General features: G+C 42.7%; 17 protein-coding genes. 1 reads left to right on the top strand and 16 read right to left on the bottom strand.

Going from position 1 to position 26114, the window contains the following annotated elements:
• Nucleotides 1-14 precede the first annotated feature (14 nt).
• Genes B5X60_RS02000 through B5X60_RS01990 form a run of 3 tightly spaced genes read right to left on the bottom strand, consistent with a single transcriptional unit; the run spans nt 15 to nt 3643 of the window.
• Nucleotides 15-974: an amidohydrolase family protein gene (locus B5X60_RS02000; protein ID WP_245803447.1), complete on the bottom strand. Its 960-nt coding sequence runs from the start codon at nt 972-974 to the stop codon at nt 15-17.
• Complete coding sequence (locus B5X60_RS01995) at nt 975-2489, bottom strand: PQQ-dependent sugar dehydrogenase (protein WP_221406185.1); 1515 nt, start codon at nt 2487-2489, stop codon at nt 975-977.
• A complete protein-coding gene (locus B5X60_RS01990) occupies nt 2486-3643 on the bottom strand; it encodes a plastocyanin/azurin family copper-binding protein (RefSeq protein ID WP_079700907.1) in 1158 nt (385 codons plus the stop codon). The genes B5X60_RS01995 and B5X60_RS01990 overlap by 4 nt, the downstream gene beginning before the upstream one ends.
• A 106-nt stretch (nt 3644-3749) precedes the next feature.
• Here B5X60_RS01990 and B5X60_RS01985 point away from each other — a divergent pair, with 106 nt between their 5' ends.
• Nucleotides 3750-4580, top strand: coding sequence for an N-acetylmuramic acid 6-phosphate etherase (locus B5X60_RS01985; protein ID WP_079700906.1), 831 nt, complete (start codon nt 3750-3752; stop codon nt 4578-4580).
• Nucleotides 4581-4596: 16 nt separating this feature from the next.
• Here B5X60_RS01985 and B5X60_RS01980 read toward each other — a convergent pair whose 3' ends face one another.
• The 13 genes from B5X60_RS01980 to B5X60_RS01920 form a co-directional block, all read right to left on the bottom strand.
• Nucleotides 4597-8406, bottom strand: coding sequence for a heparinase II/III family protein (locus tag B5X60_RS01980; protein WP_079700904.1), 3810 nt, complete (start codon nt 8404-8406; stop codon nt 4597-4599).
• An 11-nt stretch (nt 8407-8417) separates the two neighbouring features.
• Nucleotides 8418-9800 (bottom strand): enolase C-terminal domain-like protein, encoded by a 1383-nt coding sequence (locus B5X60_RS01975; protein ID WP_079700902.1) that lies wholly within the window; start codon nt 9798-9800, stop codon nt 8418-8420.
• 37 nt (nt 9801-9837) lie between these two features.
• Entirely contained in the window at nt 9838-10896 is a 1059-nt protein-coding gene (locus B5X60_RS01970; protein ID WP_079700900.1) for a dihydrodipicolinate synthase family protein, read from the bottom strand.
• Nucleotides 10897-10916: 20 nt separating this feature from the next.
• Nucleotides 10917-11933: an NAD-dependent epimerase/dehydratase family protein gene (locus tag B5X60_RS01965; RefSeq protein ID WP_079700899.1), complete on the bottom strand. Its 1017-nt coding sequence runs from the start codon at nt 11931-11933 to the stop codon at nt 10917-10919.
• Between the two features lie 42 nt (nt 11934-11975).
• On the bottom strand, nt 11976-13268 hold the full coding sequence (locus tag B5X60_RS01960; protein WP_245803446.1) for a putative oxidoreductase C-terminal domain-containing protein: 1293 nt from the start codon (nt 13266-13268) through the stop codon (nt 11976-11978).
• Nucleotides 13269-13397: 129 nt separating this feature from the next.
• Entirely contained in the window at nt 13398-14114 is a 717-nt protein-coding gene (locus tag B5X60_RS01955; protein WP_079700897.1) for a 3-keto-disaccharide hydrolase, read from the bottom strand.
• A gap of 83 nt (nt 14115-14197) precedes the next feature.
• Nucleotides 14198-15586, bottom strand: a complete 1389-nt coding sequence (locus B5X60_RS01950; RefSeq protein ID WP_079700896.1) for a neutral/alkaline non-lysosomal ceramidase N-terminal domain-containing protein — start codon at nt 15584-15586, stop codon at nt 14198-14200.
• Between the two features lie 39 nt (nt 15587-15625).
• Entirely contained in the window at nt 15626-16732 is a 1107-nt protein-coding gene (locus B5X60_RS01945; RefSeq protein ID WP_079700895.1) for an alpha/beta hydrolase, read from the bottom strand.
• A gap of 106 nt (nt 16733-16838) precedes the next feature.
• The gene (locus tag B5X60_RS01940) at nt 16839-17912 is read right to left on the bottom strand and encodes a DUF5017 domain-containing protein (protein ID WP_079700893.1); all 1074 of its coding nucleotides are present in this window, start codon (nt 17910-17912) and stop codon (nt 16839-16841) included.
• Between the two features lie 25 nt (nt 17913-17937).
• Entirely contained in the window at nt 17938-19782 is a 1845-nt protein-coding gene (locus B5X60_RS01935) for a RagB/SusD family nutrient uptake outer membrane protein (protein ID WP_079700892.1), read from the bottom strand.
• 21 nt (nt 19783-19803) lie between these two features.
• The gene (locus B5X60_RS01930; protein WP_079700890.1) at nt 19804-22977 is read right to left on the bottom strand and encodes a SusC/RagA family TonB-linked outer membrane protein; all 3174 of its coding nucleotides are present in this window, start codon (nt 22975-22977) and stop codon (nt 19804-19806) included.
• Between the two features lie 331 nt (nt 22978-23308).
• Nucleotides 23309-24649, bottom strand: coding sequence for a hypothetical protein (locus B5X60_RS18200; RefSeq protein WP_245803445.1), 1341 nt, complete (start codon nt 24647-24649; stop codon nt 23309-23311).
• A gap of 43 nt (nt 24650-24692) precedes the next feature.
• A complete protein-coding gene (locus B5X60_RS01920) occupies nt 24693-26081 on the bottom strand; it encodes a DegT/DnrJ/EryC1/StrS family aminotransferase (RefSeq protein WP_079700888.1) in 1389 nt (462 codons plus the stop codon).
• Nucleotides 26082-26114 lie beyond the last annotated feature (33 nt).

Here is a 26114-nt window from a genome sequence, read left to right as displayed (position 1 = left end):
TGACCCTGTCTTTATTAATTGATGCCGTTACCCGACTTCCTTAAAACTTCATTATAATTATCAAAAAAAACCTTTTTCTTCTGGTGTTGGGTGATATCAGATGATAATATTTTCCCGACACCCTGGTAGAAGGATCCGTCACATCCAAAAAAAACGCGGTCTTCACCTAGCGATTGTACGGCAAAGTCTACCAGATACGCTTCGTTATTACTGCCACCTGTGTCGACATAAATATTGGGTTGATTAGTGAAACATTTACACGCGTACTCCCAGTCGCTCCCGCCGCCAATATGTGCGTATTGAAACATTGCTTCGGGATATCTCTTAGCGATTTCTATAAAATCTTCCGGAACGGAAATTCCCGGGTTGTTTTTAACGTCGTATTTCATCCTGTATCCGCCAACCCCTAACTGGCTTTCACCATGGATATGTATGATCATGTTGTAAGAGATGAATTTTTCGATGATTGGATACACTGAAGGATGATTTACTTTCACGTGATTGAATAATTTCATACCTATCATCCCAAGATCTGTGCATCTGCGGATTTCTTCCAATGCTGTTTTAGAATCAAGGGGGTTAACGGTGAACTGCCCCAATACCCGGCCCGGATAAGCTTTGAGAATATTGGCAACGGTGTCATTATAAGCCCGGATCTCTTCGCGGCTGGAACCCATGGTTTTGGCCACCGGCACCGCTGTAATTAGCTTCTCAATATTAAGGAGGTCAGCAAGTCGGATTTGAGTTTCAAACTGTGCGGGAGTTTGGACAGCGTTTGCATAGGCATCTATCTTTCGATAGCTTCGCACTTCTTGCATTATGTTGTAAGAAGGATAAACGCCGCCGGAAAAAATTCCGTTTTTTATCCCCACAGATTCGGCTTTTAGTTGAGTCGCTAGGCCAACTCCAGCTGCCGTCACCATGGATTGCATAGCGAATTCTCTCCTGCTTATTAAATAAGAACTTCCCGGCACTTAAGGTTTAAGATTATTTAAGGTATAACAGATCAATTTATTATCCAGCGGGCGTCCCTTTGCCGTTGTGATATCTCCAAGTTTGAGCTCATATACATAACCTGCCTTCAATTCGCCTAACACGAGTGAGACTTTCAAGCCATCGGGTGAAATCTTAATACTTTTAACCGGAACAGTCTGAATATCCTGCTGGTCAGTGACATCTGCGCCTGCATTTTTCACCTTGCGCTGATATTTATAATAATAATGTCTGAAACTATAATTATTCGCATCAATTGCCTGACTTTTATTAACAGGCTGAGTAAAAGTAAGGTCAAAACCGTTTTTAGTTAGATTCATCATTTGCACATCCGCAGGAAGATTCCCATTAAATACGATTCGTTGAACTCCCTGATCACCTGCCCATCCAAACGCGATTTGCCCAACCCATAAACTGCCATCCGGGGCAAATGCCAGGCGATTATTACCCTTCCTAAGGCCTTGTCCATCGATAAATGGAATTGAGGCACCCTGCAGTTCGCCAGCAACAGTTTCAAGCATTACGCGAACAATACGATCGCGGTTCATTTCACCGACGAAAAGCTGACCTGCAAACGGCCCAAATTTCCCTTTGGTGATATCGCAAAGCGGCTGAGAGGGTGAGTTGGCCATGATGCCCTGCGGAAATAGAACCGCAGCCTTTGTACGGATCTTGTCAAGTTCGTCAACCGGGCTAATAAACGGATTTCTTCCAGCCCACTCCTTTTGCCAAACTAAACTCGCCGGATGACCGTAAAATTTACCTTCCTTAACGTGATATAATGTACTTGTTTCAACCCAGTCGCTCTGGTTATCTGTAACAAACAAATTTCCTTTCAGATCGAAGCCCATTCCATTCGGAGATCTCATACCCGAAGCATAAGGCTGCAGTTTGCCACCTCCTGCCGGCAGTTTCATGACCCATCCCCGATAAGGCACTACAGAATACATTTCATAAATTCCTTGTGTCATATCGCGACCTAAAGGGTTCAATGGGCCTCTCACTTCCGGGCGGACACTTCCGCCCTGTGATGCCGTATTCAGTGCGATATAAAGGTTGCCCTTCGCATCCTGAACGGGGCCATAGTTAAATTCATGATAATTCCCAGAAATCCCGAAATCGTCTGTCAGGGTTTCATAATGGTCAGCTACACCATCACTGTCAGTATCCCTGATACGTGTGAGTTCGGGCCTTTGCATCACAATAAATTCCGAATTACTAACCGCATGAATACCCAGTGGTTCATGTAAACCCGTTGCAAAGACTTTCCATTCTTTGGTTTGTGGAGTATATAACATCAGCTCCCCCCTGATGAAACAGGCCGCCAGTCGGCCGTCAGGAAGAAAAGCCAGTCCACCGGTCTCGGCCATGAGGCCGTGGGGCATTGCGATGTTTTGAACAGTATAGGAGGATTCAGCACGGGTTTGGGAATGCAGATCCTGGGTTCCCAGCAAAAAAGCAAAAAGTAAAAACCGACATAATTTTAAATTCATCATTTTTTCTTTCTCCGTGTATTAAATAGCAGCGAATAATTGGTGGTTGTTATGCTGAACTGTTTTGCGTCCTGCGGACTTAGCTTTAACCGGCCGTCTACCCATGTTCCGGCAGAAGACTTGTGTTCCAGGGAGGCATTAGTTGAATTGCCTGAAAACCACACGGTATTGCCAGCATCTGGTATGCGAAAGTTTCTTACGATACCATTCCCGTCGTTCTTTGGTTTGATCAGTTCGAAAACATCGACACCATTCAACTGATAATGAAATTCCGGATACTTATCGATAAGCTTGTAGCCTTTAAACTCAGCAATCGCCTGTTTGTCAGAATTGCCTATTATCACCGGATACTCCGAGGCCTCACGATAAAAAACGGTACCTAATATTTTTGCATTGGCGTCCACATGGCCTTTCCAGATAGCTGTATTATCCAGAAATCCACCAGTCCAGGCATACCGAAGCCGGCAGGAACCTGTGTCCCAGCAGTAAGAAATATCCTGAGGTAAACTCACGGCAATAGAAGCCGGACCGGAATCATCCATAAAAATTCGGTAAAGAAATGGGGGAACCAGATCGTAAGGATGACTGACATGATGTGCTTTTGCATCAGAAAGCGGGGTGGCTTTCACCGGCCCTAAGCCCTGCCCAGCTTTTGATTCGCGGCGGGATGGTGGAATGTTCTGATCCGTTTGCAGGTCCGGCATGTTAACATCATTTGATACGTACATTACACCATACATTATAAAGCCATGACCTGGATATGTACATACATACGGATAGGCACCGGGCTGGTTAGGTGCATTAAATGTTAATGTCGCAGTTTGATTGGTGGAAACTACCGGAATCGACCATAGCACATTCTGAGATTTCGGGATATAGTTCATTTGCGGTCCTTTTTCCTCGAGCTTAAGCGCATCGTTAACAACATCCAGCCTTGAACCTGGCTTTGTTATAAGAAAATTATGAGCCATATCATCCGTATTCGTAAAGTTGATTTTAACTTTCACTCCCGGCTTTACATTGAAGCGCACCAAATCGAATTGCATACCGCTGATGGCATTGAGATTAATCACTATCTCTCCATCGACATTTTGTTGTGCAAGTGCCCTCGAAATAATCAAGAATAACAAGCAAACCAAAAGGCTAATTTTTCCCATTTGAGTTTTTTACAGAATAGAAATCATTTAATAATCCAAGTTAATAATATTTTACGTTTACGTACACGTAAATTTATTTTATATTTAAAAATCACAATCGATCGTCATGACCCGGATTACAGAACAAGCTTCAAAATACCGACACCTTGAAAAAATGAGCGTTTCAGAGCTTACATCCCACATTAACAATGAGGATAAGATAGTTGCTCAGGCAATCGAGAAAGCATTACCCAGGATAAATGAACTGATCGAAAATATTATTGCAAAGATATCTAAGGGAGGAAGGCTTTTCTACGTTGGAGCTGGTAGTGGCGGACGTTTATCCGTGCTTGACTGCATTGAGTTACCAACCACATTCGGTATACAAAAGGGAGTATTTAATGTTGTATTGGCAGGAGGATTGGAACACCTTATAGAAGCACCTGAAGAAAAGGAAGATGATGTTGAAGCTGCATGGGAGGAATTACAAAAACAGGGAGTATCGGGAGCTGATATCGTAGTGGGAATTTCTGCAAGCGGTACTACGCCTTATGTATTATCAGCATTGAAGAGTTGCAAAAAAAATGCGATCACTACTGCGTGTATCGTAAGTAATCCTGCCTCGCCGATAGCAGCTGAGGCCGACATACCTGTCGAAGTTATTACCGGTCCTGAATTTGTTTCCGGAAGCACCAGGATGAAATGCGGAACAGCTCAGAAAATGATATTTGATATGATCAGCACAACGACAATGACCAAACTTGGTCATGTTCTGGACAACCAGATGGTGAATGTGAAACTTATAAATGATAAAATTACAGACCGGGCAGTGAAAATGCTTATGAGCAATACAGGATCAAGCGACTATAACTCAGCAAAAGCTATGCTCCTTGAGTCGGGCAGTGTAAAAAAAGCCCTGGACACACTTGCAATTACACACCAATCGACAAAACCCTAATCTGGTGTAAATCTGCTTATCGCACTCTAAAGATTTCCCCATTTTTGAGTACAACAATCGGTTCTGTATTGCCCATTAGGGAGATAATATTCGTTATCTCTGAAGGATACTCGATTATTTTCTTTGTCTGGCCAGAGGGAGACAAGACAGAAAGCTGCCCACCGGCGGTCGCAGCAAGGTAATTGGTTTTTGAATTTCTGGTAAACCCTGCTACTTTCAACACTCTGTCACCCAAAGTTTTCCGGAAAACAACTTTGCCAGATTCATCAAGTACGTAAAATTGAAAGCCCTCTGTGCCAACGAGAATCTCATTTTTCCCATCGTTATCAAAATCATTATTGCGTATATCATTAACCTCGCCTCCTACGTTCCGAACCCATTGCTCTTTAATTTTATCCTTAAAATGAATAAGGCGAATTTCACTTTGTTTGGATCCCAAAAGGACTCCCGGTAATCCGCCCTCGCTAGTATTTTTAATCACATCTGCAACCTTGAATCCTGGCCCCCCATTTTTACCAGCAATCTCATCTTTCCCTTTTCGCAACGCGTAGTAATAATATTCCAGCGCAAACACTCCTTCATCCTTTCCGTCACCATCCAGATCTGCATATTCCATATCCTCAATTCCGTAAAAATAAAGCAAGGTGTCAGAAAGTAATTTACCTCGCAGATCGAGTTCATAGATATAACGGAATTGTGTTCCCACCATCACGACAGGTTCCTCTCCCCTTCCTTTTGTATTGGCGAGCCGGATGTTTGTTATCCCCAATAGATTCCCTTTATATTCCCGGTGAGTTTGATCATCATTAAACTTATAGTTCCATAGTTCATTCCCTTTGGAATCCAGCACATGCACAAACCAGTTTTCAGTAGCAATCAAAACCAGCGGCCGATTACCTGCCATCTGAATTGATATTTCGTTTATCCGGCCTTTTGCTGTAAAATTCCATAACCCGGTGCCGGTTGACGTTATAGCTGTTATTTTTCCATTTTCACCTGCAAGTATGATTTCATCTTTCTTGTCTCCATCCAAATCGCCAGCCGCCGAACTGGTCACAGTTTCCTCAAATGAGTAAAGCTTGTCGCCTGGAAATGAAACAATTTCTTTGGTTGATTGCACAATGGAATCAGTCTGAGTTGTACCAGCATTTAGCACCTGCAACATTGTTCCGCTGCTTAACAATCCCATATCTACCTGGCCGGAGTCGAGGGCATGTTCATATATAGGCTCCCCCGCGTCATTGTATTTTAGCTTGCTTTTATTCAGACTGTAGGTTTTCCATTTGCCCTGTTTCAAATCAATCTTAAAGAATACAGGTTTAGAAAACTGTAATGCTGTACTGCCGATATTTATTTTTGTTGCCCCGGCTGAAATCAATTCATCCTTACCCTGGAGGTGTAAAATACCGTTACTTTTAAATAACTGATCTATAATTTCGCCTGTATAGGTAAACCAGGTTTCTACTCCATCAGTTAATTCTATTGTTGATTCATTTAATCGTTTCGATTTCCATGCCTTGTTTTTGTCAGTGTGACTGGATAGAACATTGATAAACGACACTTTATCACCAGGTTCATATTTCCTTTCCTGGCTCAGTTCGGTCAAAACGGTTTCATTATCAGCATATGGGTAAGGATAGACTGTTTTCCAGTATTTCTTGAAGTGTCCGTAAATATCTTTCATCCTAAGCGAAGCATTAGTCAGGCTTTGGATTCGCATGGTAACCCCATCCTGTTCAACATCGAATGCATTGTCGTGAATTTTTGCTGATCCGAGGGATTGCCAATGGTTTCTGACCATGTAATTGCCATGCTCTTTGATCTTCAAGTCATCGTAAATGATGAAAAATTCTCCATCCGGGCTTATGATCGTACGATCCCAGTCGCCCCCATTGTAAGAATGAACAGTACTCCTGCTGAAGCTCGTACCCTCGATATCGGCAACCCATTGCAGCTTCACCAAAGGCGGCTTTTTGAATTGCTGACCATTTTTTACGATTACCAGGCCGGAATGGTATTCTGGTGTATTTTGAATATAATCGCGATCATTCAGAAATAGCCGGCCGTTGGCACTATAATTTAATATGGCATTCCCATCCTGGTGCCCGTGCTTTCCCGCGGAAAAACCATCTAGAATCAAATAGGGATTAGAAGTACCAAACCCCGACCTGAAGGTCAGTTTATGAAATGTATCTCCTTGTTCCACTTTCAGTGTTCCACCACCTTCTAAACGCTGCAGCTCGTCGTAAACACCTGACTCAATTTCTTGTGCCTGAACTCGTGGATAAGAAGTACCAATCTTTTTTATACTTTCAGTATTTACGATATAACGATGAACAGGATAATTCAGATCCGGGAGTTTTTGTCCGGGAAAGGGTCCCGTTCTCGTGCGCTCAAGGAGAAAGTTATATATCGGATCCTTATAATACCATGAAGCGGCATTCAGGACTTGAGAATGACCCCAGGAATAAGCACTGCTCATACCGAATGGGTAAGTGTCACCACCTCCTGAAAGGGTGCCCAAATTATCAATCATCATCGAATGGAGATCAGCACTGGGCCGTAGCCTTTTATCAATATACTTAAGGTCTCCGGTCGCCATGGCATAATCGATATTCACCATTGGCAGATGCGAAAGGTAGTCGGAGCCTTCATCCATACTGATATAGGACGTATTTCCCTTAAATATTCTTTCTCCGGCTTTTAACCACTCATTAACTTCGGGTAATTCAAAGTACTTATCAAAATAGAAGACCGATCCAACAATTGACATGGCTGGAAAAATCTCGTGATTCCATCTTGGAGCTCTCTCGGGGGCAATTACAAGGTATCGATCGCCTGCATTTGCTTTACAGGTAAGGTATAGTGCGGAAAGGATTTCGTTCCGGTCGGAATCAGAGAAAATGGGAGAGGCTTCCAGCACAGACCAATTTTGTAAAAGCTTTTCACCCTGAATCCACATATTTCTTCTCTCATGAAGCTGGGCAAGAGCTGCGTCAGGATATGTATTAACAAACCGGGCATAACCAAGGAACAATGCCTTATACATTTTACCAAAAACAGGATCAGCAGTTAGCTGGTAGTATTCTCCGTAGATTTTTAGTTCAGTTAGAACGGCAAGCAGGGCATCCGCAATTACTTCGCTGCCTTTAACCGGTTTAACCGCTTTCAGCAGACTATTTGCCCGGTCAAGCAATTCTGCCTCACGATCTGACGTAGGTTTGTTAGATCGGTTAAAATACGACCTGGCAGTGCTTGATAATTCAGCCTCGAAAATCCATGGCAGGAGATTGTTGGTATTTGTATTCACTATTGCAGACAACCGCGCTACACCGGCTTTAGCTCCTTCAATATCCGATGTCGCGAGAATTATGGTGTTTCCGGCAAGACCGAATGGGTTAACAAGTGTTAGCAGCTGATACCCACCACTGCCTGGATAAATTGCATCTGCATAGGATAATCTTAGGCCATAAAGCCGCGCCATTTGTTTGCTGTTACCGACATTCCCAAGAAGAAGGGTATTGCCAGTCCACCCTGATGAAAACTTTTGCGGGCTGTCGACTGAGACTTTTGTTCCAGCAGCCCCCTTACTTTCAAAAAGAATTTGCAATTTCCTACCCAGGGCTTTCCAATCCGGGTGATCGGGAACAACAATATTTATTCCACGGATGCCGGTGGAACGATCAAGGGTCCGGGGTACGATCTTCTTATAAAGTGCGGTGTCGGACCTGCTGTGATTAGCATGAATATTGGTAACCGAAAAGCATAGAACACATCCAAGACACAAAAAAAATGAGAAAACCTGGTATTTATTTACACTTCTCATCTCGCGGTGAACTAGCGTGTTTTGAACATTCCATCATAATGGCCTGATGGTTCGAAAATACCCCCGCTGCGATTGTAAAAGTCTTTATTCAATTCAAAAACACCATTTCTACGCTGAAACCATGAAGCATTGGAAGCCGGGTGATAATTAGTCATGACGTCCCAATTAGTGTAATTCATATCACCATTCGTTTCCATCAATCCCATATTTATTACCGGGAATGGAGCCAGATGAGCGGCCAGGTTTTTATGCCAATCGACAAGAATAGGATTAACGGTTAAGTCGGCACACATACATGGAACATTTCTATCAGCGGCCAGTTTAGCAAGCTTAACCGACATACTTAATGTTTTGGCGATCCCTTTAAGCACAAGAACGTTATATCCGAGATCAAGTCGTTTTATGGCTGAAGCTTCATCATGCGCGCTTTCGTCAGCACCGACCCGTATTCCGAGATCCGATACATTTTCTTCATTCTTTTCGTTCAGAGGTTCTTCGTATAAAAGTATTCTGTCGAATGCCCCTATTCTCTTTGCATGATCAAGATACTTCTGGAGGGTTTCTTTTTTATCGTAGCGTGCATTGGCATCCATGGTATAAATCATGTTGCCATCCGCAGTATGGTCTGTTCGCAAGTCTTTCAGAGTATTATGAATCAGGGTGAGCCTTTCCATATCTGCCCGAAGCATTTCTTCCTGCGTACCTGGACTTCCGGTTTTAATCTTAAAGACGAAATAACCCTTATTCGCTGCGCTTACCAGTTCTCCCATCGGCATCCCATAAGGTATTTGATACATGATCGCGATCTTCTCGTTACGATGGGACAATGCATGCTTGTAATACTGTGGAATCATCGCGTCAAACGTATGGTGCTTGTTTTCCTCAGCATAAACCAGCCATGCTGCATTGTCGACGCTTACCAATGCGTTATAGATGAAATTGATATTAAGGTCCCCTTTACCTGTAATTTTTTTACCCTCGGCTATAATCTGTGGCAAAATTTTCTCAAGCAATTCAATTGGCGTTCTGAATGGGTTTTGCCTTACTAAATCCAACGCTTTGTTTGCCAGGACGTACATCAAAGCATTACCACCAGCTTCTGAATGAAGTGTAAACAAATCTGCATCACCGTAGAGGACACTTTGAGTGGCAATCCCTATTTTGGTAATTCCGGAAGATGATTGTAATTGCGAAGCAATTTGCCAAAGCTCGGTGAGGTAGCCCCCCTTGAAACCGAATGGCCTCAATAATGGTTCCCGCTCGAAATTCGACTGGGTATTTGTAACGCTGATAATTTTATCAGCACTTGAAGAAGCATGAGCCATATCAGATAAATCCAGTGAACCAATTGCAGCCATAATTCCAGCACTTTTAACAAATTCTCTTCTGTCCATGACTTCCTCTCAGCATAAGGTTCTGGTGTTGTTCCCTTCAGCGGGCCAGTAATTCTTTCACAAAGTCATCGTCTGTGAGTTCAGGATAAGCTTTACATACTCTGTCGATTTCTTCCATCTGTCCTGCAGATAACTCTTCGTTTGGATTGAGGCACCAGCGTCCTTCTAACAGGCCTTGACGACGCAGAACTTCATGAATTCCTGGAATACACCCGTGAAAGCTATGCGCCGGATCAAAGATTGCAGCGTTCATATCGGTCACATCAATTCCCTTTGTAAGAAGTTGTGCAAGGTCTTTATTCCCGTTTGCTTTGCACGCTTTAATTTCCTGCAACAACTGAACTGCTTTGTGCGTCCAAACCGCCCAATGCCCAAGGAGGCCACCAACAAACTCTTTTTGTACAGTTTTTCCGTTAACTTCAAAACTGTATGTCGTTAACAGGTCGGCTACAATGTTGTCATCATTACCCGTGTACAAATCAATTTCCTCTGCCCTGCTTGAGGAACAAACTGCTCTCACAACGTCCAAGGTTTGGTATCGGTTAAATGCTGCAACTTTAATGGCTTCAATATTTTTGATTTCGGCGAATTCCTTCCAAAATTCATACGTAAAAATACGCCCTCCTACAGATGGCTGCAGATAAAAACCAACAACTGGTATTATGTCAGCCACAGCCCGTACTCTTTGAAGGATATCTTTTTCTGTCCAGTCTTGTAAACCGCCCATGCTCAATAAACCCATATCGTATCCATATTTCAAGGCTGTCTCTGCTTCTGCAATTGCCTGCGCAGTGGGACCGCAAATCCCGGCAACTTTAATAAAAGGACGATCAAGGGAAGCCGCGTCAATTTCCTCCGATGCAACTCGTAGAACTGTATCGAAAAGGTTAATATTAAGATCCCGTATTTCAAACTGAGTAGAATGAACTCCTACAGCAACTCCGCCTGCGCCTGAAGCCATGTAGTATCTGGTTAAACCGCGTTGACGCTCTTCATCAAACTGTCGGGACTCATTTAAAGCCAGTGGGTGGGCTGGAATAACCGTTCCGCTTTTTAACAAGGATTTAAGTTCAGGTTTTAGTGTTTTTGATGACATGCTTGGTATTGTAGTAAATTTTAGAACTGGCCTTTTCTCTCCTGGAAATGCGTTGGTTTATTTATTGTTTTGCCACCAGCCTGAAGCCATGCGACAGTCATTTCAATCATCTGGCGCACCGTAACTCTTGGGTACCCGAATAACTTGTGAGCTTTTGACGCATTATTCAATAAGGCCATTGGCTGGATCTCGTTTACAAACTGGGGTTTTTTATCCAGTAACAGGCCGAATTGTTCTGCCAGCCATTTTACTGACAAGGTTTCGGGTCCTGTTACATTTAAAATATTGGCAGGCACATCACAATGCAGTAAGGACCTGATAGCTATTTCATTCGCATCGCCCTGCCAGATCACATTCACATTCCCGGTTGTCAGGTCAATTGGTTTGTCGGCCATTACCGACTTAGCAATTTCAAGCATAACGCCGTAGCGCAGATCGATAGCATAATTTAATCTGTAAATGAGTGTCGGGATTTTGTAGCGCTCAGAAAAATATTGGAATACACGTTCACGCCCCAGACAAGATTGTCCGTATTCACCTACCGGTGCCGGCGTCACTTCTTCTGACAGTCCCCCAGAATTGATCGGCACAAACGGATAAACATTCCCTGTAGAGAATGCCACAATTCGTGAGTTTTTGTATCTCTCGGCAACTCTCCCCGGCAAGTATGAATTCATTGCCCAGGTAAATGGCTCTTTCCCGGTGGTGCCGAATTTTGTACCAGCAAGGTAAAGAATATTAGGAGCATCCGGCAATGATGCCAGGTCATCTTCATTCAAGAGATCAGCAACAATCGTTTCAATACCCTCAGCTTCCAGCTCTTCACGCGTCCCCGCTTCTGAAAACCTTGAGATGCCAATTACTCGTTTAGTTATCCCGGCCTTATCTATCGCTTTACGCGCTAGCTTAGCCATACTGGGACCCATCTTTCCACCTACACCCAGAATTATAATATCGCCCTCAATCTTAGCAATATCCGCAACAAGGGCGTCGGAAGGTTTTAGTAACTCTTGTTCTAATAAATCTAATTCAGTCATTCAAAAAAATATATAAATGTATCAGTGTATTCTTTTACGGGATTACTTCTTCCTGGCCATTTCCAGGGCCTGAGTTGTGGTATAGTATTTTGACAGCATATTGGGAACTTCCCATGCAGGCAACTGCTTCGTTTTAAGGTAACCAAGATATTTTTTTGCAACTTCAGCAAAATGATCCTCATGACCTACTTTTAATTTTTCAGGAATAACTACTTCCCACAACTTTCCAGCTTTTTTAACAGAAACACCAGCGTATTTTTTTTGCAGTCTCGCAATAGCATCATTAACACTCTGCTCTGAATTGTTCAGCGGGTCGATATAAACAACTGGTTTATAACCCTGCTCCTCACCCTGTTTGATTATTAAATTTGCCTTAGTTCCCCTCATCTGAGCAAAATGAGTATCACCAGATCCTTGTGGCGATTCAAAATTCCATTGAATCGACACCCGTGCGTGAATATCCTTCAGCTTATAATTCATCTCGCCATTGGACAAAACTTCAAGCTGATTGTTTTTCACGTATTTCTGCAAAAAATCCGGGAATTGTTCCCGGGTGGTTGATTTAGTAAACTGCGCAGGACTGATCGACGTTGCCCATTCCCTTGCCGAAAGCATTGTAATATCTTTTTTGTAATCTAAGGCTATCTCCGGAAAACATTGCCATTGGATCATGTCGACCATGTGCGTGGTGATGTCAACCAGGCCATGTCCTTCCTGTTCTACATCGAAAAACCATACAGGCCTGACAAGCGGCTTACCGGAAACATTTTTGTAAAAATGATGCACGCTTTGCTGTTGGATACCCGGATTATCAGGTGTCCCTTTTTCCAGAGTCCCAAATAACTCCTTATCCAGGCTGAGTTCCCGCTGGAGGATATAATAAATATTGTATCTCTCAGTCATGATATCATACAGCAGGACATTATTCCTTTCGGCGGCGGCGAAAGCTTTTTCCAGCGACTTAAAGCCGTCGCCATCAATTGCAAGCGGCTTATCAGCAAGGACATTCATTCCTGAATCAATTGCCATAGTGATATACTTAGACTTACTTTTATTATTTCCAGATATGATTACCACATTACCGGCTTTGTCCTTGAACATTTTATCCAGGTAATCATTTCCTTTATACATCTCTGTTTTCCAGGAAGTAGGATTGTCAGGGCGGGTATTATAGCTTTCCACAAGTTTCATGTGGTTATCTACTTCAGATCCTTCAGGCGCATATACGTGAACCACGGAATCGATCTCATTGTACATCGATTTCTGCAAAAGAGCTGCATGAAAATGTCCCGGATCCAGAGTTACGATACGTATTTTTTCATCAGCTTTATCCATAGATTCTGTTTTGGTATTACAACTATTGGCAAATAACAGTGCGCAGCAGCTAATAACAAGGACTGGCACTTTTAAGGACGAACAAGTTTTATTGATATGCATGCGTATAGAATTTCTTTTAATGTTTAATTATAACTCCCGTATTTCTATATTCTTAAAATAAGCCTTATTTCCATGATCCTGCAAGCCTATATTGCCCTTGCCAGACATACCATAATCAGGGAAATCTTTCCATTTACTGGCAGCTTTTCGATTCTTCCAATCTTCACTCCAGGCTTTAAACTTAACTATTCTATTGCCGTTCAGCCAATGTTCCACCTTACCGTTTTTAAACACAATCTTACTGGTATTCCACTCGCCCACGGGTTTAAGTTTCTTATTGGAGCCTGCAACGTGCATATCATAATTAGAACCAGTAAGTTGTGATGGCGCGAGCTTTGCCGGGTATGAAATGTCATCGATTATTTGATATTCCGGAGAGGTTTCAATAGCACGTTTGTACTTAGGATCTTCGACGATATGATAAAATACCCCACTATTGCTGCCTTGGTCAACTTTCCATTCCCAGCGCAGTTCAAAATCTTCAAATACCTGATCAGTTATAATATCGCCTGATCCGCTTGGCCCCTTTGCTCCAAGACAAACAAGAGCACCGTCTTCAATTTTCCAGTTCTTGATTTCAGACCTATTATTAAAGTGATGCCATCCCTCAAGGCTTTTTCCGTCAAATAGCTTAATCCACTCCTTTTTGGGCTGTTGATCCCATCCTAAAAGTGTTGTAAATGCTGACGAAGTTGATTTGAATAATAAAAGGGCAAGTAATGCGGCAATAAGTGATCTGGTCATAATGAAGCCTTACGGTAACGTACACGTAAATATATAATTAAATGTGAAATTAAAAAAAAGACTAGTGCTTAACCCTAATAATGTTACTTATTTTTAAACACCCCGGCTTCGTTAGCAAGCTTGAAAATCTCATTCATGATACTTGCTTCAATTCCTGTCTGCCATTTTGAAGGCATACCATAAACCACGTGGGCAATGTCACCCTCGTAGCCCCCCTCTTTCAAGATTGTGGATGAGGGAATGTAGTTCATAACGTCATTAGAATAGCCGAAGACAAAAGAATCGGGCCCAAGCATTTGCTTAACTTTTATCGCATATTCTACCACCAGCTCTCCACCAAGGCTTACCACCGGAAGGCCGCCGAGGGTCCAGACCTGTACCGGATAAGGATAAGATGTAATCATTTTCTGTCCGGAACGAGTTTCGGCCAGCATTCTTTCAGCCCATCTTTTCTCATAAGCATTTGCAGTAGTTGCTGCCCGCTTGATAAGATCAGCTTCGCTTGGTGCAGCCTGTAGCGGCAACTGCAATTCTGAGTAGGTGGTCACGATCAAGGGATCAAGTTTCCGCATATCCTCTTCAAGCACACGTTCAACCGCGGCTGCAAGTTCTCGTCCATATTGTTTTGCTAGCGGAACGGTGTTCCGCGGCAGGGGATTTTGATCGGCCCCTGCACTCTGAAAGAAGAGCGCTGTGGTACCCGGATGCGCTTTTTCGAGCTCTAATTGTGTAAAACCGGGATAATCTCCAGACCATTGATAGCCGTTTAAAACTGTTGGGTGGCATGCATATCCAAAAGCTACCGCTTTGAGGTCGCCCTTGGCATTCACGGCTTTTATTACCGGCACAGCATAGTCATTTGGGCCCTGTAATTCTGAAAGTTGCGATAATAATGCAGCATTATTATTCCTCCGGTTAACCTGAAATCTTGTTACTCCATTTTGTGCAAACACATCCGCGGGTTCAAGATCTCTGATCCCCACTCCTACCATGTTAACTATCATATCCTCGAGTGCCGCAGAGTACTTTTTAATTTCTTCCCGCTGACTGTTATCAAGTACATAAATATCTGACAGTGCCTCACCCAAAACCGGTCCAGAATGAGTGTGAGAGCTATTCAAAAGTATCTGATCAGGGTTCAGAGAATATTTGGTTTTTATGCGCTTTTTGATGTTATCTGAGATACTTTTTGGAAAGCCTAAGAGGTCGCTGCTCACCATTACGGCTCTCTTACCTTGTCGATCCTCAAATACCAGGGCTTTAGCCCAAAGCTCATGTAATTTGCCTTCTGAGGAGTGAGTACGGGATGCGAAACCTGCCATCGGCATTGGCTGCTTAGGGGTAATGATCACCTTAGCAACCCCTACCCTCCATGAACTGTTCGAAGTAGTTTGTGACTTATTATTTTGCGCTGTTCCTGTAATAGAAACTACCAGCAAGAAGAGCGTTAAGTAAATACCTGGAATTTTCATCCTTTTGTTTGTATAGGTTTATTTTTGGTCAACTGATTTTTAATTTATTTCTGCAATTCTGGGGATGTGGCCCAGCACCTTGTCGATAAAAGCATAGGCTTCTTTCCGGTTTAAAACAGGGAAATCATGCCCTGCATCCGGGTAACGGACCTGAAGCATGTCTTCAGCATCATATTCGGCATAAGTTTTCTTGGCTAATTCAATTCCAGCTTTAACACCTTTCACATCGAAATTAGCGTCGTTTATCGGAGAGACAGAAAAGAAAGCTCTCGGAGCGATAGCAGAAATTACGTCATCGAAGTTAAATGGAATCTTGTCTCCATCCAAATTGTACTTAGTTTTGAAAAGGGGCATATAGCGTGTTTGCGCCCATGGTCCCAGCCGACCGCCGTATCGCTTAATAGCGTCATCTCCGATATTATAATATTCAAATTGTGTCCAGCCGCTTGCAGAAACTGCAACCTTTATGCGCTCGTCAAATGCTGCCACAAACATTGAATTATGCCCGCCAAGCGATAGACCGGCGACCCCTATTTTATCAGGATCTACATCGGTTCTGCTTTGCAATAAATCAACACATCGCATGTGATTAAAAATGCCCTGCATCGTCGCCGACTCATATCTGTCTGTTTCGAAATTATACTCTTTCATATCCCCAAAACTTGGATAATCCGGGGCTATCACTACATAACCTCTTTCTGCAAGTTCACGGGCATGCGCACGGTTTGGCTTTCCACCCTGGCCATCAACAACACCCTTACCGAGCGGATCAGTTCCATGAAGCACCACCATAGCAGCATTTTTTTTGGTAACAGTTCCCTGATGTGGCACATAAAGATAAGCTGATATCCGCTCGTTTTTCGCGACACTAAAAGTCAAATTATATCGGGTTAAACTGCTTTCTCTGACACTGTCTATAATTTTAATATCTAGGGGAACAAGCTTACTTCGGCTTGGAAGCTTACCCATGACCTGTTCCATTTTTTTCAAAACTTGTTTCCTTTGTTTTTCAGTTGGAACCGAAGCCTTTCGCCCAATTTCTGAAAATTTGAAAGTTTCATTCTGAATTTTAAAGGCTTCAGAAAAGAAGGAAAACGGATTTAGAAAGATTGCTATGAGCAGGAAAGACTTGACGATAAGGGTCATAGGTTATGGAAGATAAAAACGTCGAAGATAAAAACCGTATTAAACATAAAAGGATTAGGCTATTGAAGCAGACTAATCCTTTTATGTTAAAACACAACAAACAAAATTAAGGTGTTATGGTCAAATTGATTTCTTTGATCACCGTTTTGTCACCATCGATTGAATTATTGGCAGCAATAAATACCGCCTTATAATTTCCAGGTTTTGTATAGATATATGAGTGCTTGGAAATCGTTGGATTCGGCAGACCTTTAAGTGGTGTTGAACGATCAGGACCCAAATCTACCTTGTCAATCATAATACCCTTAGATACTGCCCAATGTTCCGTGGCAGGATCATTATACGGACTGTTTGGATCAAATGGCACAAAGGGAACATATTTTGCTGTTGCAGAAAATAATGGTGAATTCGGGTCGTAAATAGGATTTTTAGGATCAAAAATAGGATCATTCTGGTTGAACTGAGGCAAACCCGGGTGTAAATAAGTATTTCCCTGAAGGGTCACCCTTGTTGCGCTGACAGAAGACAATGCTTTCGCAGCATTGTTGGCATTGTCGTCAATGATCCTAAAACCCGCAGAAGCCTGATCAACAATTGGAAGAGTAATAGAATTGTCCAATTTCAGGTTGCTGTTTATAGAAAAGCTCTGAATAAACCATTGGCGTGTAAGGCCGTTAATTGCCTGAGGCTTGGTAAGAAATCTAAAGGCAATGTAAAGCGGCTTACCCGCCACCACAAGGTCGCTAAGATCTTTATTGCCAGAAGCCAGCAAAGCCGTACCAGTACCCAAAGCAAATCTGCTTGTAATGTCGGTCCATGTTGCTGCCTTCACTTTTGCAACACTGCTATAATCGCCATTGAAGTTTGTCGAAGCCAATATCGCAAGTTGATTAGTTTGAGCTCCAAGCTGGACACTACTGGTGAAGGATCCTGTTATCCCCGATTTTGAAACGTCAATTACACGTCCTTCTCTTGAGGCATATTCCTTTAAAACTTCACCGGAATAAAATGAGATCATGTGGGTTTCTCCGCCGGTAATGTCAAAATCAACATTCTCACCAGCCTTGTAGCTCGTTTTTGCCGTCTTCACATCAAATGTGGGTACCCCTATTTCCAGATTTTCTTTACAGGATGACATAAACAGTACACCCAGTAAAATTGTACAATATTTGAATTTCATATTTACTATTCTAAAATTTAGTTTATTACCAACCCGGATTTTGTGTCATTTTCAAGTTTGTCGACATTTCGCTGTTCGGTATTGGCATCAGCAGATCTTTTGCACTTGCATTTTTGTACCAGTTTACATAGAAAGCCCCAGGGCTATCCTGTTGCAGGCGATCACCCATATCCTGGTAAACAGAAAGGAAATTACCCCAGCGTAACAAATCGCCTTTCCTCAAACCCTCAAACGCTAACTCTCGATATCTTTCATCCTGGATTGCTGTTAGGAAAGCCGCTTTACTGGAAGTTTTAGATGCCGCCAGGTTGGCGTCTGTCTTGCTATGAATGGTTGCAGTAGCTGTTGCTCCGCTTCCTCCCCCGCCGCTTATTGTAATTGTAGGCGCAGTCGCATAGTCCCCTTCTTCATTGAATTTAATACCAGTAGCATCACGGTTTAGTGTGATGGCAGTTACACGACCGGCAGTGATGGTAGCAACTCCAGTTGCTGTATTACCACCCACACCAGCTGAAAAAGTTACCGTAGGAGCGGTGGTATATCCAGCGCCACCATTTGTAACAGTTATCGTTTTAACGCCGGTTGACCAGCCCCTTCTTCTAATTTTGTTAACCGCCTCAATTGCTTCCGGTGTTGGACCGCTTATTTCATTTTGCGCTTCGGCCCACATTAACAGTATGTCGCTAAATCTTAGCAATATTACATTCTGCGGCGTAGTGGTTGCTGCTCTGGGTAACAATGTTTCAAATTCCCTACGATACTTTCCAACAGTTCGTGTGTTTTTTGTAGCCCCTGTAGTTTGTTCAGCAATCAGAGTCTTAGTACCAGCCGGTACAGCAGGTGTAACGTTACCTGTATAATTGAATAACGGAATATTCCAGAATTTACGGTTGTCCCCAGGTTCAAACACATCATAGAATTTAGATGTGATGCTCATGTAAGCATCTGCCCTCGCTACCGGGTTGGCTGATGTTGGTCCGTTTATCCAGCCATTATTAGTTGTTTCCACGAACTGATCGGTTCCGTTACCCCAAAACTCAACTTCCCAAAGACTTTCTTTAATATCATATTTATCCTGAGCCAGATTGATGAAGATTTGCGGATAGCTGGCATTTAAAGCGTGGCCGGCTGTTGCATCATCAATAACCATCTTAGCCCATTTAGCCGCCTCAGCATATCTGGTTTTGTCTTTTAACGGTTCGCCTGCCATATGTAAGTTAACACGGGCCAGCAAACCACGAACTGCAGATTTATTGATAGCTCCTGAATAGCCAAGGGTAGCTATTGAGGGCACCATAGGCTCTGCTGCTGTCATATCTTTCAGAATCTGCTCATATACTTCTTTCAGTGAATTACGGGCAATATCGACATCAACCACAGACGTTGTAGAAGCAGTTTTAATAGGTACTCCGCCGAAATACTGAGCTAGCGTGAAATAATAATAGCCTCGCAGGAAAAGCATTTCTCCACGTATACCATCCCGTTTGGATTGTGCTATCCCAGGATTTTTATCAAGGTTTTCGAGTACTACGTTAACCCGGTTAATTCCGTTGAAAAGATTCAACCACATCCCGGTCAGGTACTGATCACCGGTGCTGTAAAAATAATTCCATGGCCCGGTAGTAAGAGTTGCACGGTTCATGTATCCCTCATCTGCCGAAAAGCCAAGCAGGTAATTTCCCCAGGAACCCCAAAGGCCGTTCGCTCCAAGTGGCGAATATGCTCCCGCCCTGGCGAACTGAAGCTGCGCTTCTGTTTCATAGTAATTGTCTGGATTCAGGAAATCCGTAGGTTCTGTTTCCAGAAACTTCTTACATGAGCCCAGGCTTAACAGTAAGACTATGGCGAATATATAATGTTTTGTTTTCATTTCTTTCGAATTAATACTGGTCTAGAATGATGCTTTTATACCGAAAGCCAATGTTGGTGACTTAGGATATGATGAATAGTCATACCCTGGGGTAAGCACGTTGTTACGTGTTGAAACTTCGGGATCCATACCTGAATAGTTAGTCAGCGTCCATAAGTTTTGCGCTGCCAAATTAAAGCTAAGACTGCTTAAATAGGCTTTCTGAATTAGCTTAGACGGTAGAACGTAATTTAATGCAACGGTTTTTAGACGTAAGTAAGAACCATCTTCAACAACTCTTGAAGAGAAGAAACCAATTGGGCCCTGACCACGTGTGCGGTAGTTCTCATTTGTTTGGTTCTCAGGTGACCAACGGTTCACATAGCTAGCAAACTGATTTATATTAGCATATCCATTACTGTTACCCTCGAGCAGCAATCTGTTTGCGTTGTAAATGTCATTTCCATAAGACCATTGCATGAATACGTTCAAACTAAATGCCTTGTAGGTAAAGTTATTCGAAAATCCACCAGTGTGTATTGGCTGGCCGCGACCGATTATTGCAAAGTCGGCATCAGTCATCGTGCCATCACCATTCAGGTCTTTGTATTTAATATCTCCGGGAAACACAGCATTTCTTGCTGCTCCATTTGTTGAAACACCTGGCTTAAGAACATAAACACCTGGAGAAGTCTCATCGAAATCCGAATACTGGTAATTACCATCCCAGATATAGCCTATCATTAAACCAGCAGGCTTACCAATTTCAGCAGTATATAATGCTCTTGTGAACTGAGAAACATAAGCCACGTTTGAGTTCAGGCTTTGCTGTCCTCTTGTAAGCTGCATAACCTTGTTCTTGTTAAAGCTGATATTAATATTACTCTCCCATCCGAAGTCCTTCTTATTGATGTTTACCGTATTCAAAGTAAACTCAAGACCATCGTTTCGTAGCCGTCCAATATTTTTAATTGCTGAACTGTATCCGGTAGTCGGAGGCAGGGTTGCGTTCAGAAGTAAATTCTCGGTGGTTTTCCGATAGACATCAACCTCGAAATTCACACGTCCTTTGAACAAACCTAATTCGTAACCCATATCTAACAGGTTTACCTTTTCCCACTGTAATTCAGGATTACCTACAGCAGAAACGTTAATTGCTCCACTAGGTGAACCGTTATTGAAAGAATATCCATCAAGGGTTTGGGCTAAACGACGGTAGGTATCGAAATCTCCTACCCTGTTATTTCCATTACTACCATAACTTGCTCTTAACTTTGATGTGGTCACGCCAGGAAATGCTTTTGCGAAAAATCCTTCCTTCTGCATGTTCCAGGCGACAGCGGCACCAGGGAAATAGCCCCAATGGTTGATGAATTTAGATGATCCATCGGCTCTGAAGAGTGCTGTTACAAGATACTTTGATTTATAGCTATAATCCCAACGAGTGGCGTAAGATGCCAGTCTGTTTCTACTGGAACTTGAAACCGGATTGTACGACACACCTTCATCAAGTCCGTCAATACCCAGATTTTCATTAGGCAAGAGTCTACCACTGTATCCGTCGTTGGCCGTATTTACGGTATTTATTGAAAATAGACCGAAACCTGTTATCGTGTGATCAGTATTAAAAGTCTTCTTATAATTTAATGTATTTTCATTGGTAAAGCTGTTCTGAAGTATTGATCTTACAGAGCCATTTACACCGTTAGTATTGCTTGGACTAGGTCCTCCCTGAGATGTTTTTGAATTATAAAAACGTTCCTGAAATTCTTTATCCAGACGCACAATGGCCGTCGATTTAAACTGAAGGTCCTTTGTGATATCGTAGGTGACAAAGCCATTTCCATCCAATATATTGTTTTTTACAATCTGGTGCTGATTCTCCAGATCTATGAATGGATTAACCCTGAAATCTGAAGCGTTCACAGCATCTGGGTCCAGAACTTCTTCTAACAGGTCTAAATTTGCTTTTGGTGTTATCGGTCGGTACATCCACGTTCTGGCAAGCACGTATGCCGTTGGAGTACTTTGTATGGCTCCCTGGTTTACAACCTGTCCGCTTTGTGAAAATCCGCTGTAATTACCGGTGATACCCGCTTTGATCTTATTGCTAATGTTCTGATCGAGGGTGATCCTGCCTGAATAGCGATTTGAACCAGTATTAATGATCGTTCCTGAGACATCAGTCAGTGACCCGGAGATTGAATATCGACTTTGCTCAGTACCACCCCGAAGAGAAAGGTTATTAATATTTATACCCCCAGTTCTTAAAACGTGATCCTGAAAATTAATACCTTCTACATCCTTATAATCATCCAGTGTTTTGTTTCTTCCTAGGGCAGGATCGTACGCAAAATAGCCGGTAGTTGTAGCAAGTGTTGGATTGAGTTCCTGTTGGTATTTTATGAATTCATAGGGGCTCATCAACTCCATTTTCTTTGGTGTAGCCTGCAGTCCCAATGAACTCGAAAAGCTGAGAACAGGTTTGCCTGCTTTACCGCGTTTAGTTTGAATCAGGATAACACCATTCGCGCCCCGGGCACCATAAATGGCCGTGGATGAAGCATCTTTTAGAATGGTCATTGACTCGATCTCCTCAGGGTTTATACTTTCCGGGGCAAGGCCTTCTATCGGCATACCGTCAACAACATATAATGGTGCAGTACTTTGAGTTAAAGATCCAGCTCCACGGATGGTGATATTTACACCACCTCCTGGTTGACCATCACTGGCAGTTACTTGTACCCCTGCCACACGACCGGCCAAAGCATCCGCAAAAGAACCCACAGGCGCTTTAGTCATGTCTTCTACTGGAACAACTCCCACCGATCCGGTAAGATCAGGTTTTTTTACCGAGCCGTATCCTACAACTACAACTTCACTAAGAGAAGAACTCTCTACCTCCAGGGCAATGTTAATTGCTGTTCTTGTTCCGACAACCACTTCCTGAGTTTTCATTCCCAGAAAGCCCACAACTAAGGTCTCGTTGTTTGCTGCCTGAATAGTGAATGTGCCATTTTGAAGCGTTGTTGTACCCCTGTTAGTTCCCTTTACTTTAACTGTAGCTCCGGGAAGAGGTTCACCAGCGTCAGTCACCCTTCCGGTAACTGTCTTTAAGTTTTGCGATAGAACCTGCTTGGGCAGACTGAAAAGCAGAACAATAAGCATCCCAACCCCTGCGATTGCAGGGAGGAGCCTCTGTTTTTTGAAATTCATTGTGTAAATTTTTAGCATAGTTTATAATTTAAAATCCAGATTAAATGAGAGACATAAGCATTACGGGTACGTGCCCGCGATTGGATAAATAAAATGTGACCAATTAAAATATGTGATAAAAAAATTACCCGTCTGTTCGACCACCATAACGAAAATTCACAATAATCAAACTCGATAAATTACAGCTACTTTTGATAAGCTAAATCACCGCTCAAAGATTCTCTAGTTTCCTCAGCAATTAGGCTTCAAGCCAAATTGTTTACGTAACCGAATATAATAAATAATCTAATTAATAAAAAAAAATTAACGCTTATGTGGAAAAAAATACTTGTTATCTATTTTCCACAAAAGGGTTTTCAATTTTGATAAGGTCAGTTCGAGTATGATTATTCTCAGTGACTCGTGCAAGAGAATAAATTGCGCCATCCAAACCTATAGCAATTGAGTTGACATATGTGGGTCGTTCACCATTAATATAGAATATCGGACCATGGTCAGTATACTGCTTGTGAGGTATATTGAACGTAATCAGATGCAGGTTCTCCAAACCTCTGGCAGCACCCTTTGCAATGCTTTCAACACCTGTTATGCGTTTACCATTAACGTATATTGGTCCACCAGTAAGATAATAAATGGTCTCGCCATCATGTCCCAATTGGAATCCGAGATAACCGTAACTGAATTGATCAAACAACCCGCTTTTCATCGAAAGCTCTGATGTTATGCGCCGGACAATTTCCAATTTAGATTTCCCAGGCTCAAATTTGAACAAGTAGCCGGAGTTCCCATGAACACCATATGCGGCATTCTCTGGTTTGTACCAAAAAATCTTTCTCCAATTGTAGCCCATGCTTCCTGGAAGAGTGGGATCATATTTTCCGAAATAGTCCAAGCGCAGATTAACATCCTGAACTTTGTTAATTTGAATGGAATCCTTATCGTAGTAGAAAATATCGCCTTCTGAAGTTGAGAAATAAACCAGGCCAGTATTGGGATTTACCAGCAATGAGCGGCACAAGGATCGAAAATCCTTGCCTGGCGTCCCTCCTTCCCCATTCCCGGAAATCCTACCTAGATTATTCAGGACATTCTTATTCACATCATAATGAATAAAATTACCCTTCGGCCAGCTGATGCCATAAATGTGGGCACGATCGCAGTCCATGGTCATGGATACCATGCCCTCCCCTTGAGGAAGAATTGCAAGATCTTCAAATTTCCCGGAGGTTAAATCGTATGACAAGATATGTCCCCCTCGATATAGACCATATCCGGAAGGAGGATTAACCGGCAAACGATCCATCCCATCTATTAACTCATAATAGCCAACATGCGTGGAAAAAAACAGTTTACCCTTACACTCATAAAAGCGGGTATGACTTTTTCCCTGGGGTATAACTTTTAAATGTTTCTCACCACAAATATCCGCCAGATCGGCTAACAACTCAGTTTTATCACTAACGGGATCATACACGTACATTCTACCTGCTATTTCAAGCTGATCCGAAGACAAAACGTAGTAAATTCTTCCGTCACTTGCAGCAGAAAGCGCATTGTACGTATCGTGTGCCTCGGGGAAGCCGGAGTTATATGTTTTCGCTGCTAAATTACCCTGAAGCCCAGAAGACGGCAGCAAATCTACCATTTGCTCAGTCTCGTCTATTTTACTCATAAATTATGTTGATCTTATTTTTGCTAAATTCGAATATCACGAATTACTTCTTCATCGAGGTTTTAATTGCACCCGCGTTTTTGTGAATTTTGTCTATTGCGTAAACAATAGAGTCCATATCTTCTCTGCTACCTAACAGCAAATTCTGGGTGAACCAAACTGCTTCAGAACATAGCTGATCATTTTTAGGACATTGATTACGCTCCATGTATTTGGTATAATCCAGTAATTCTTTAGGATACATTTTCTTAAAGTTCTTGGAAGCGAAGGCATCTTTAAGAAACTCCTGGGTATTCAGAGGAGCATAGCCACTAGAACAAGGAACCCCCTCTGCCCTGAGTGCAGTCAGAAAATCTGCCCGCGATAGGCCCTGGAATTGTTCTTGTTTATACCTGAAAGGGAACAGGTGAAACGCTGCACGGGTCACTCCCGGGTACAGTCTGTAAGGCAAAATTCCTGGAATTTTCTCCAGCTTCGACTTCAGATATGCTGCATTTTCGTTTCTGATCACGGTCTGAGCCTCCAGTCTTTTCAATTGTGCCAGCCCAATTGCTGCCTGATATTCCGTGAAACGCACTTTCGTACCGAGTCTTATGCTACCTGTTGCGATCGTACCAACAGCACTACCATAAGGCAATCCAAGGTTTTGATAAGAAACGCATTTATCCATAAAAGCATCGTCGTTGCTGATTATAGCGCCGCCTTCACCAATGGCTATATTTTTTGAATTTTGGAAACTGAAACATCCTGCATTTCCAAATGTTCCCACTCCCTGTTTATTTATTTCAGCTAATGGTGCCTGACAAGCATCCTCTACAACCAACAAATTATGCTTTTTAGCGATTGCCATGATTCGAATCATATCAGCCGGCAGGCCCATAATATGCACTGGCAAAATAGCCTTCGTCCTAGGTGTTATTTTCGCTTCGATCTTATCCGGATCAATCTGGAAGGTTTCAGGATCAACATCAACGAATACCGGCATAGCTCCGTTGGCAAGAATTGCCTGCACAGTAGCAATAAAAGTGTAGGGAGGCACTAGCACTTCGTCACCTCCTTTTATATCCAACTGATTCAGAGCAACGACCAACGCATTGGTGCCATTAGAAACAGTCAAAGTCCTTTTAACGCCACAAGCTTTTGACCATTCGCGCTCAAATTCATCAACTTTGGCTGCCCGAGACCAAACACCACTTCTCAATACATCCAAAACTCCTTTTTCATCCGCCTCTGGAATCCAAATTGGCCATTTTATCCATCTAGCTTTATCCCATGCTGAAGTACCACCCAGGATGGCTGGAGTTCCCGCTGAGTTTAAAGTCCCGGCTAAAATTGATGAAGTTGCACCCATTGTCAAAACTGTAGCCATTCCGGCTATAGAGCTTTGTTTTATGAATTTGCGTCTCGATGCGTCAGTTTTTCGATTTTTCATTTTGACTATAATTTGTGGTTGTTCACATAAACT

It is taken from the genome of Daejeonella lutea, assembly GCF_900168015.1.
GTDB classification, from domain to species: domain Bacteria; phylum Bacteroidota; class Bacteroidia; order Sphingobacteriales; family Sphingobacteriaceae; genus Daejeonella; species Daejeonella lutea.
The sequence above is the reverse complement of the archived record's forward strand: the minus strand, read 5'-3'. Positions and strand labels throughout refer to the sequence as shown.

Excerpts from the sequence above, each read along its gene's own strand:
- B5X60_RS01935 (WP_079700892.1), bottom strand. The coding sequence starts at position 19,782 with ATGAAAACAAAACATTATATATTCGCCATAGTCTTACTGTTAAGCCTG.
- B5X60_RS01950 (WP_079700896.1), bottom strand. The coding sequence starts at position 15,586 with ATGAAAATTCCAGGTATTTACTTAACGCTCTTCTTGCTGGTAGTTTCT.
- B5X60_RS01990 (WP_079700907.1), bottom strand. The coding sequence starts at position 3,643 with ATGGGAAAAATTAGCCTTTTGGTTTGCTTGTTATTCTTGATTATTTCG.
- B5X60_RS01940 (WP_079700893.1), bottom strand. The coding sequence starts at position 17,912 with ATGAAATTCAAATATTGTACAATTTTACTGGGTGTACTGTTTATGTCA.
- B5X60_RS01975 (WP_079700902.1), bottom strand. The coding sequence starts at position 9,800 with ATGGACAGAAGAGAATTTGTTAAAAGTGCTGGAATTATGGCTGCAATT.
- B5X60_RS01960 (WP_245803446.1), bottom strand. The coding sequence starts at position 13,268 with ATGGATAAAGCTGATGAAAAAATACGTATCGTAACTCTGGATCCGGGA.
- B5X60_RS01920 (WP_079700888.1), bottom strand. The coding sequence starts at position 26,081 with ATGAAAAATCGAAAAACTGACGCATCGAGACGCAAATTCATAAAACAA.
- B5X60_RS01970 (WP_079700900.1), bottom strand. The coding sequence starts at position 10,896 with ATGTCATCAAAAACACTAAAACCTGAACTTAAATCCTTGTTAAAAAGC.
- B5X60_RS01980 (WP_079700904.1), bottom strand. The coding sequence starts at position 8,406 with ATGAGAAGTGTAAATAAATACCAGGTTTTCTCATTTTTTTTGTGTCTT.
- B5X60_RS01955 (WP_079700897.1), bottom strand. The coding sequence starts at position 14,114 with ATGACCAGATCACTTATTGCCGCATTACTTGCCCTTTTATTATTCAAA.
- B5X60_RS01965 (WP_079700899.1), bottom strand. The coding sequence starts at position 11,933 with ATGACTGAATTAGATTTATTAGAACAAGAGTTACTAAAACCTTCCGAC.
- B5X60_RS01945 (WP_079700895.1), bottom strand. The coding sequence starts at position 16,732 with ATGACCCTTATCGTCAAGTCTTTCCTGCTCATAGCAATCTTTCTAAAT.
- B5X60_RS01930 (WP_079700890.1), bottom strand. The coding sequence starts at position 22,977 with ATGAATTTCAAAAAACAGAGGCTCCTCCCTGCAATCGCAGGGGTTGGG.
- B5X60_RS01995 (WP_221406185.1), bottom strand. The coding sequence starts at position 2,489 with ATGATGAATTTAAAATTATGTCGGTTTTTACTTTTTGCTTTTTTGCTG.
- B5X60_RS18200 (WP_245803445.1), bottom strand. The coding sequence starts at position 24,649 with ATGAGTAAAATAGACGAGACTGAGCAAATGGTAGATTTGCTGCCGTCT.
- B5X60_RS01985 (WP_079700906.1), top strand. The coding sequence starts at position 3,750 with ATGACCCGGATTACAGAACAAGCTTCAAAATACCGACACCTTGAAAAA.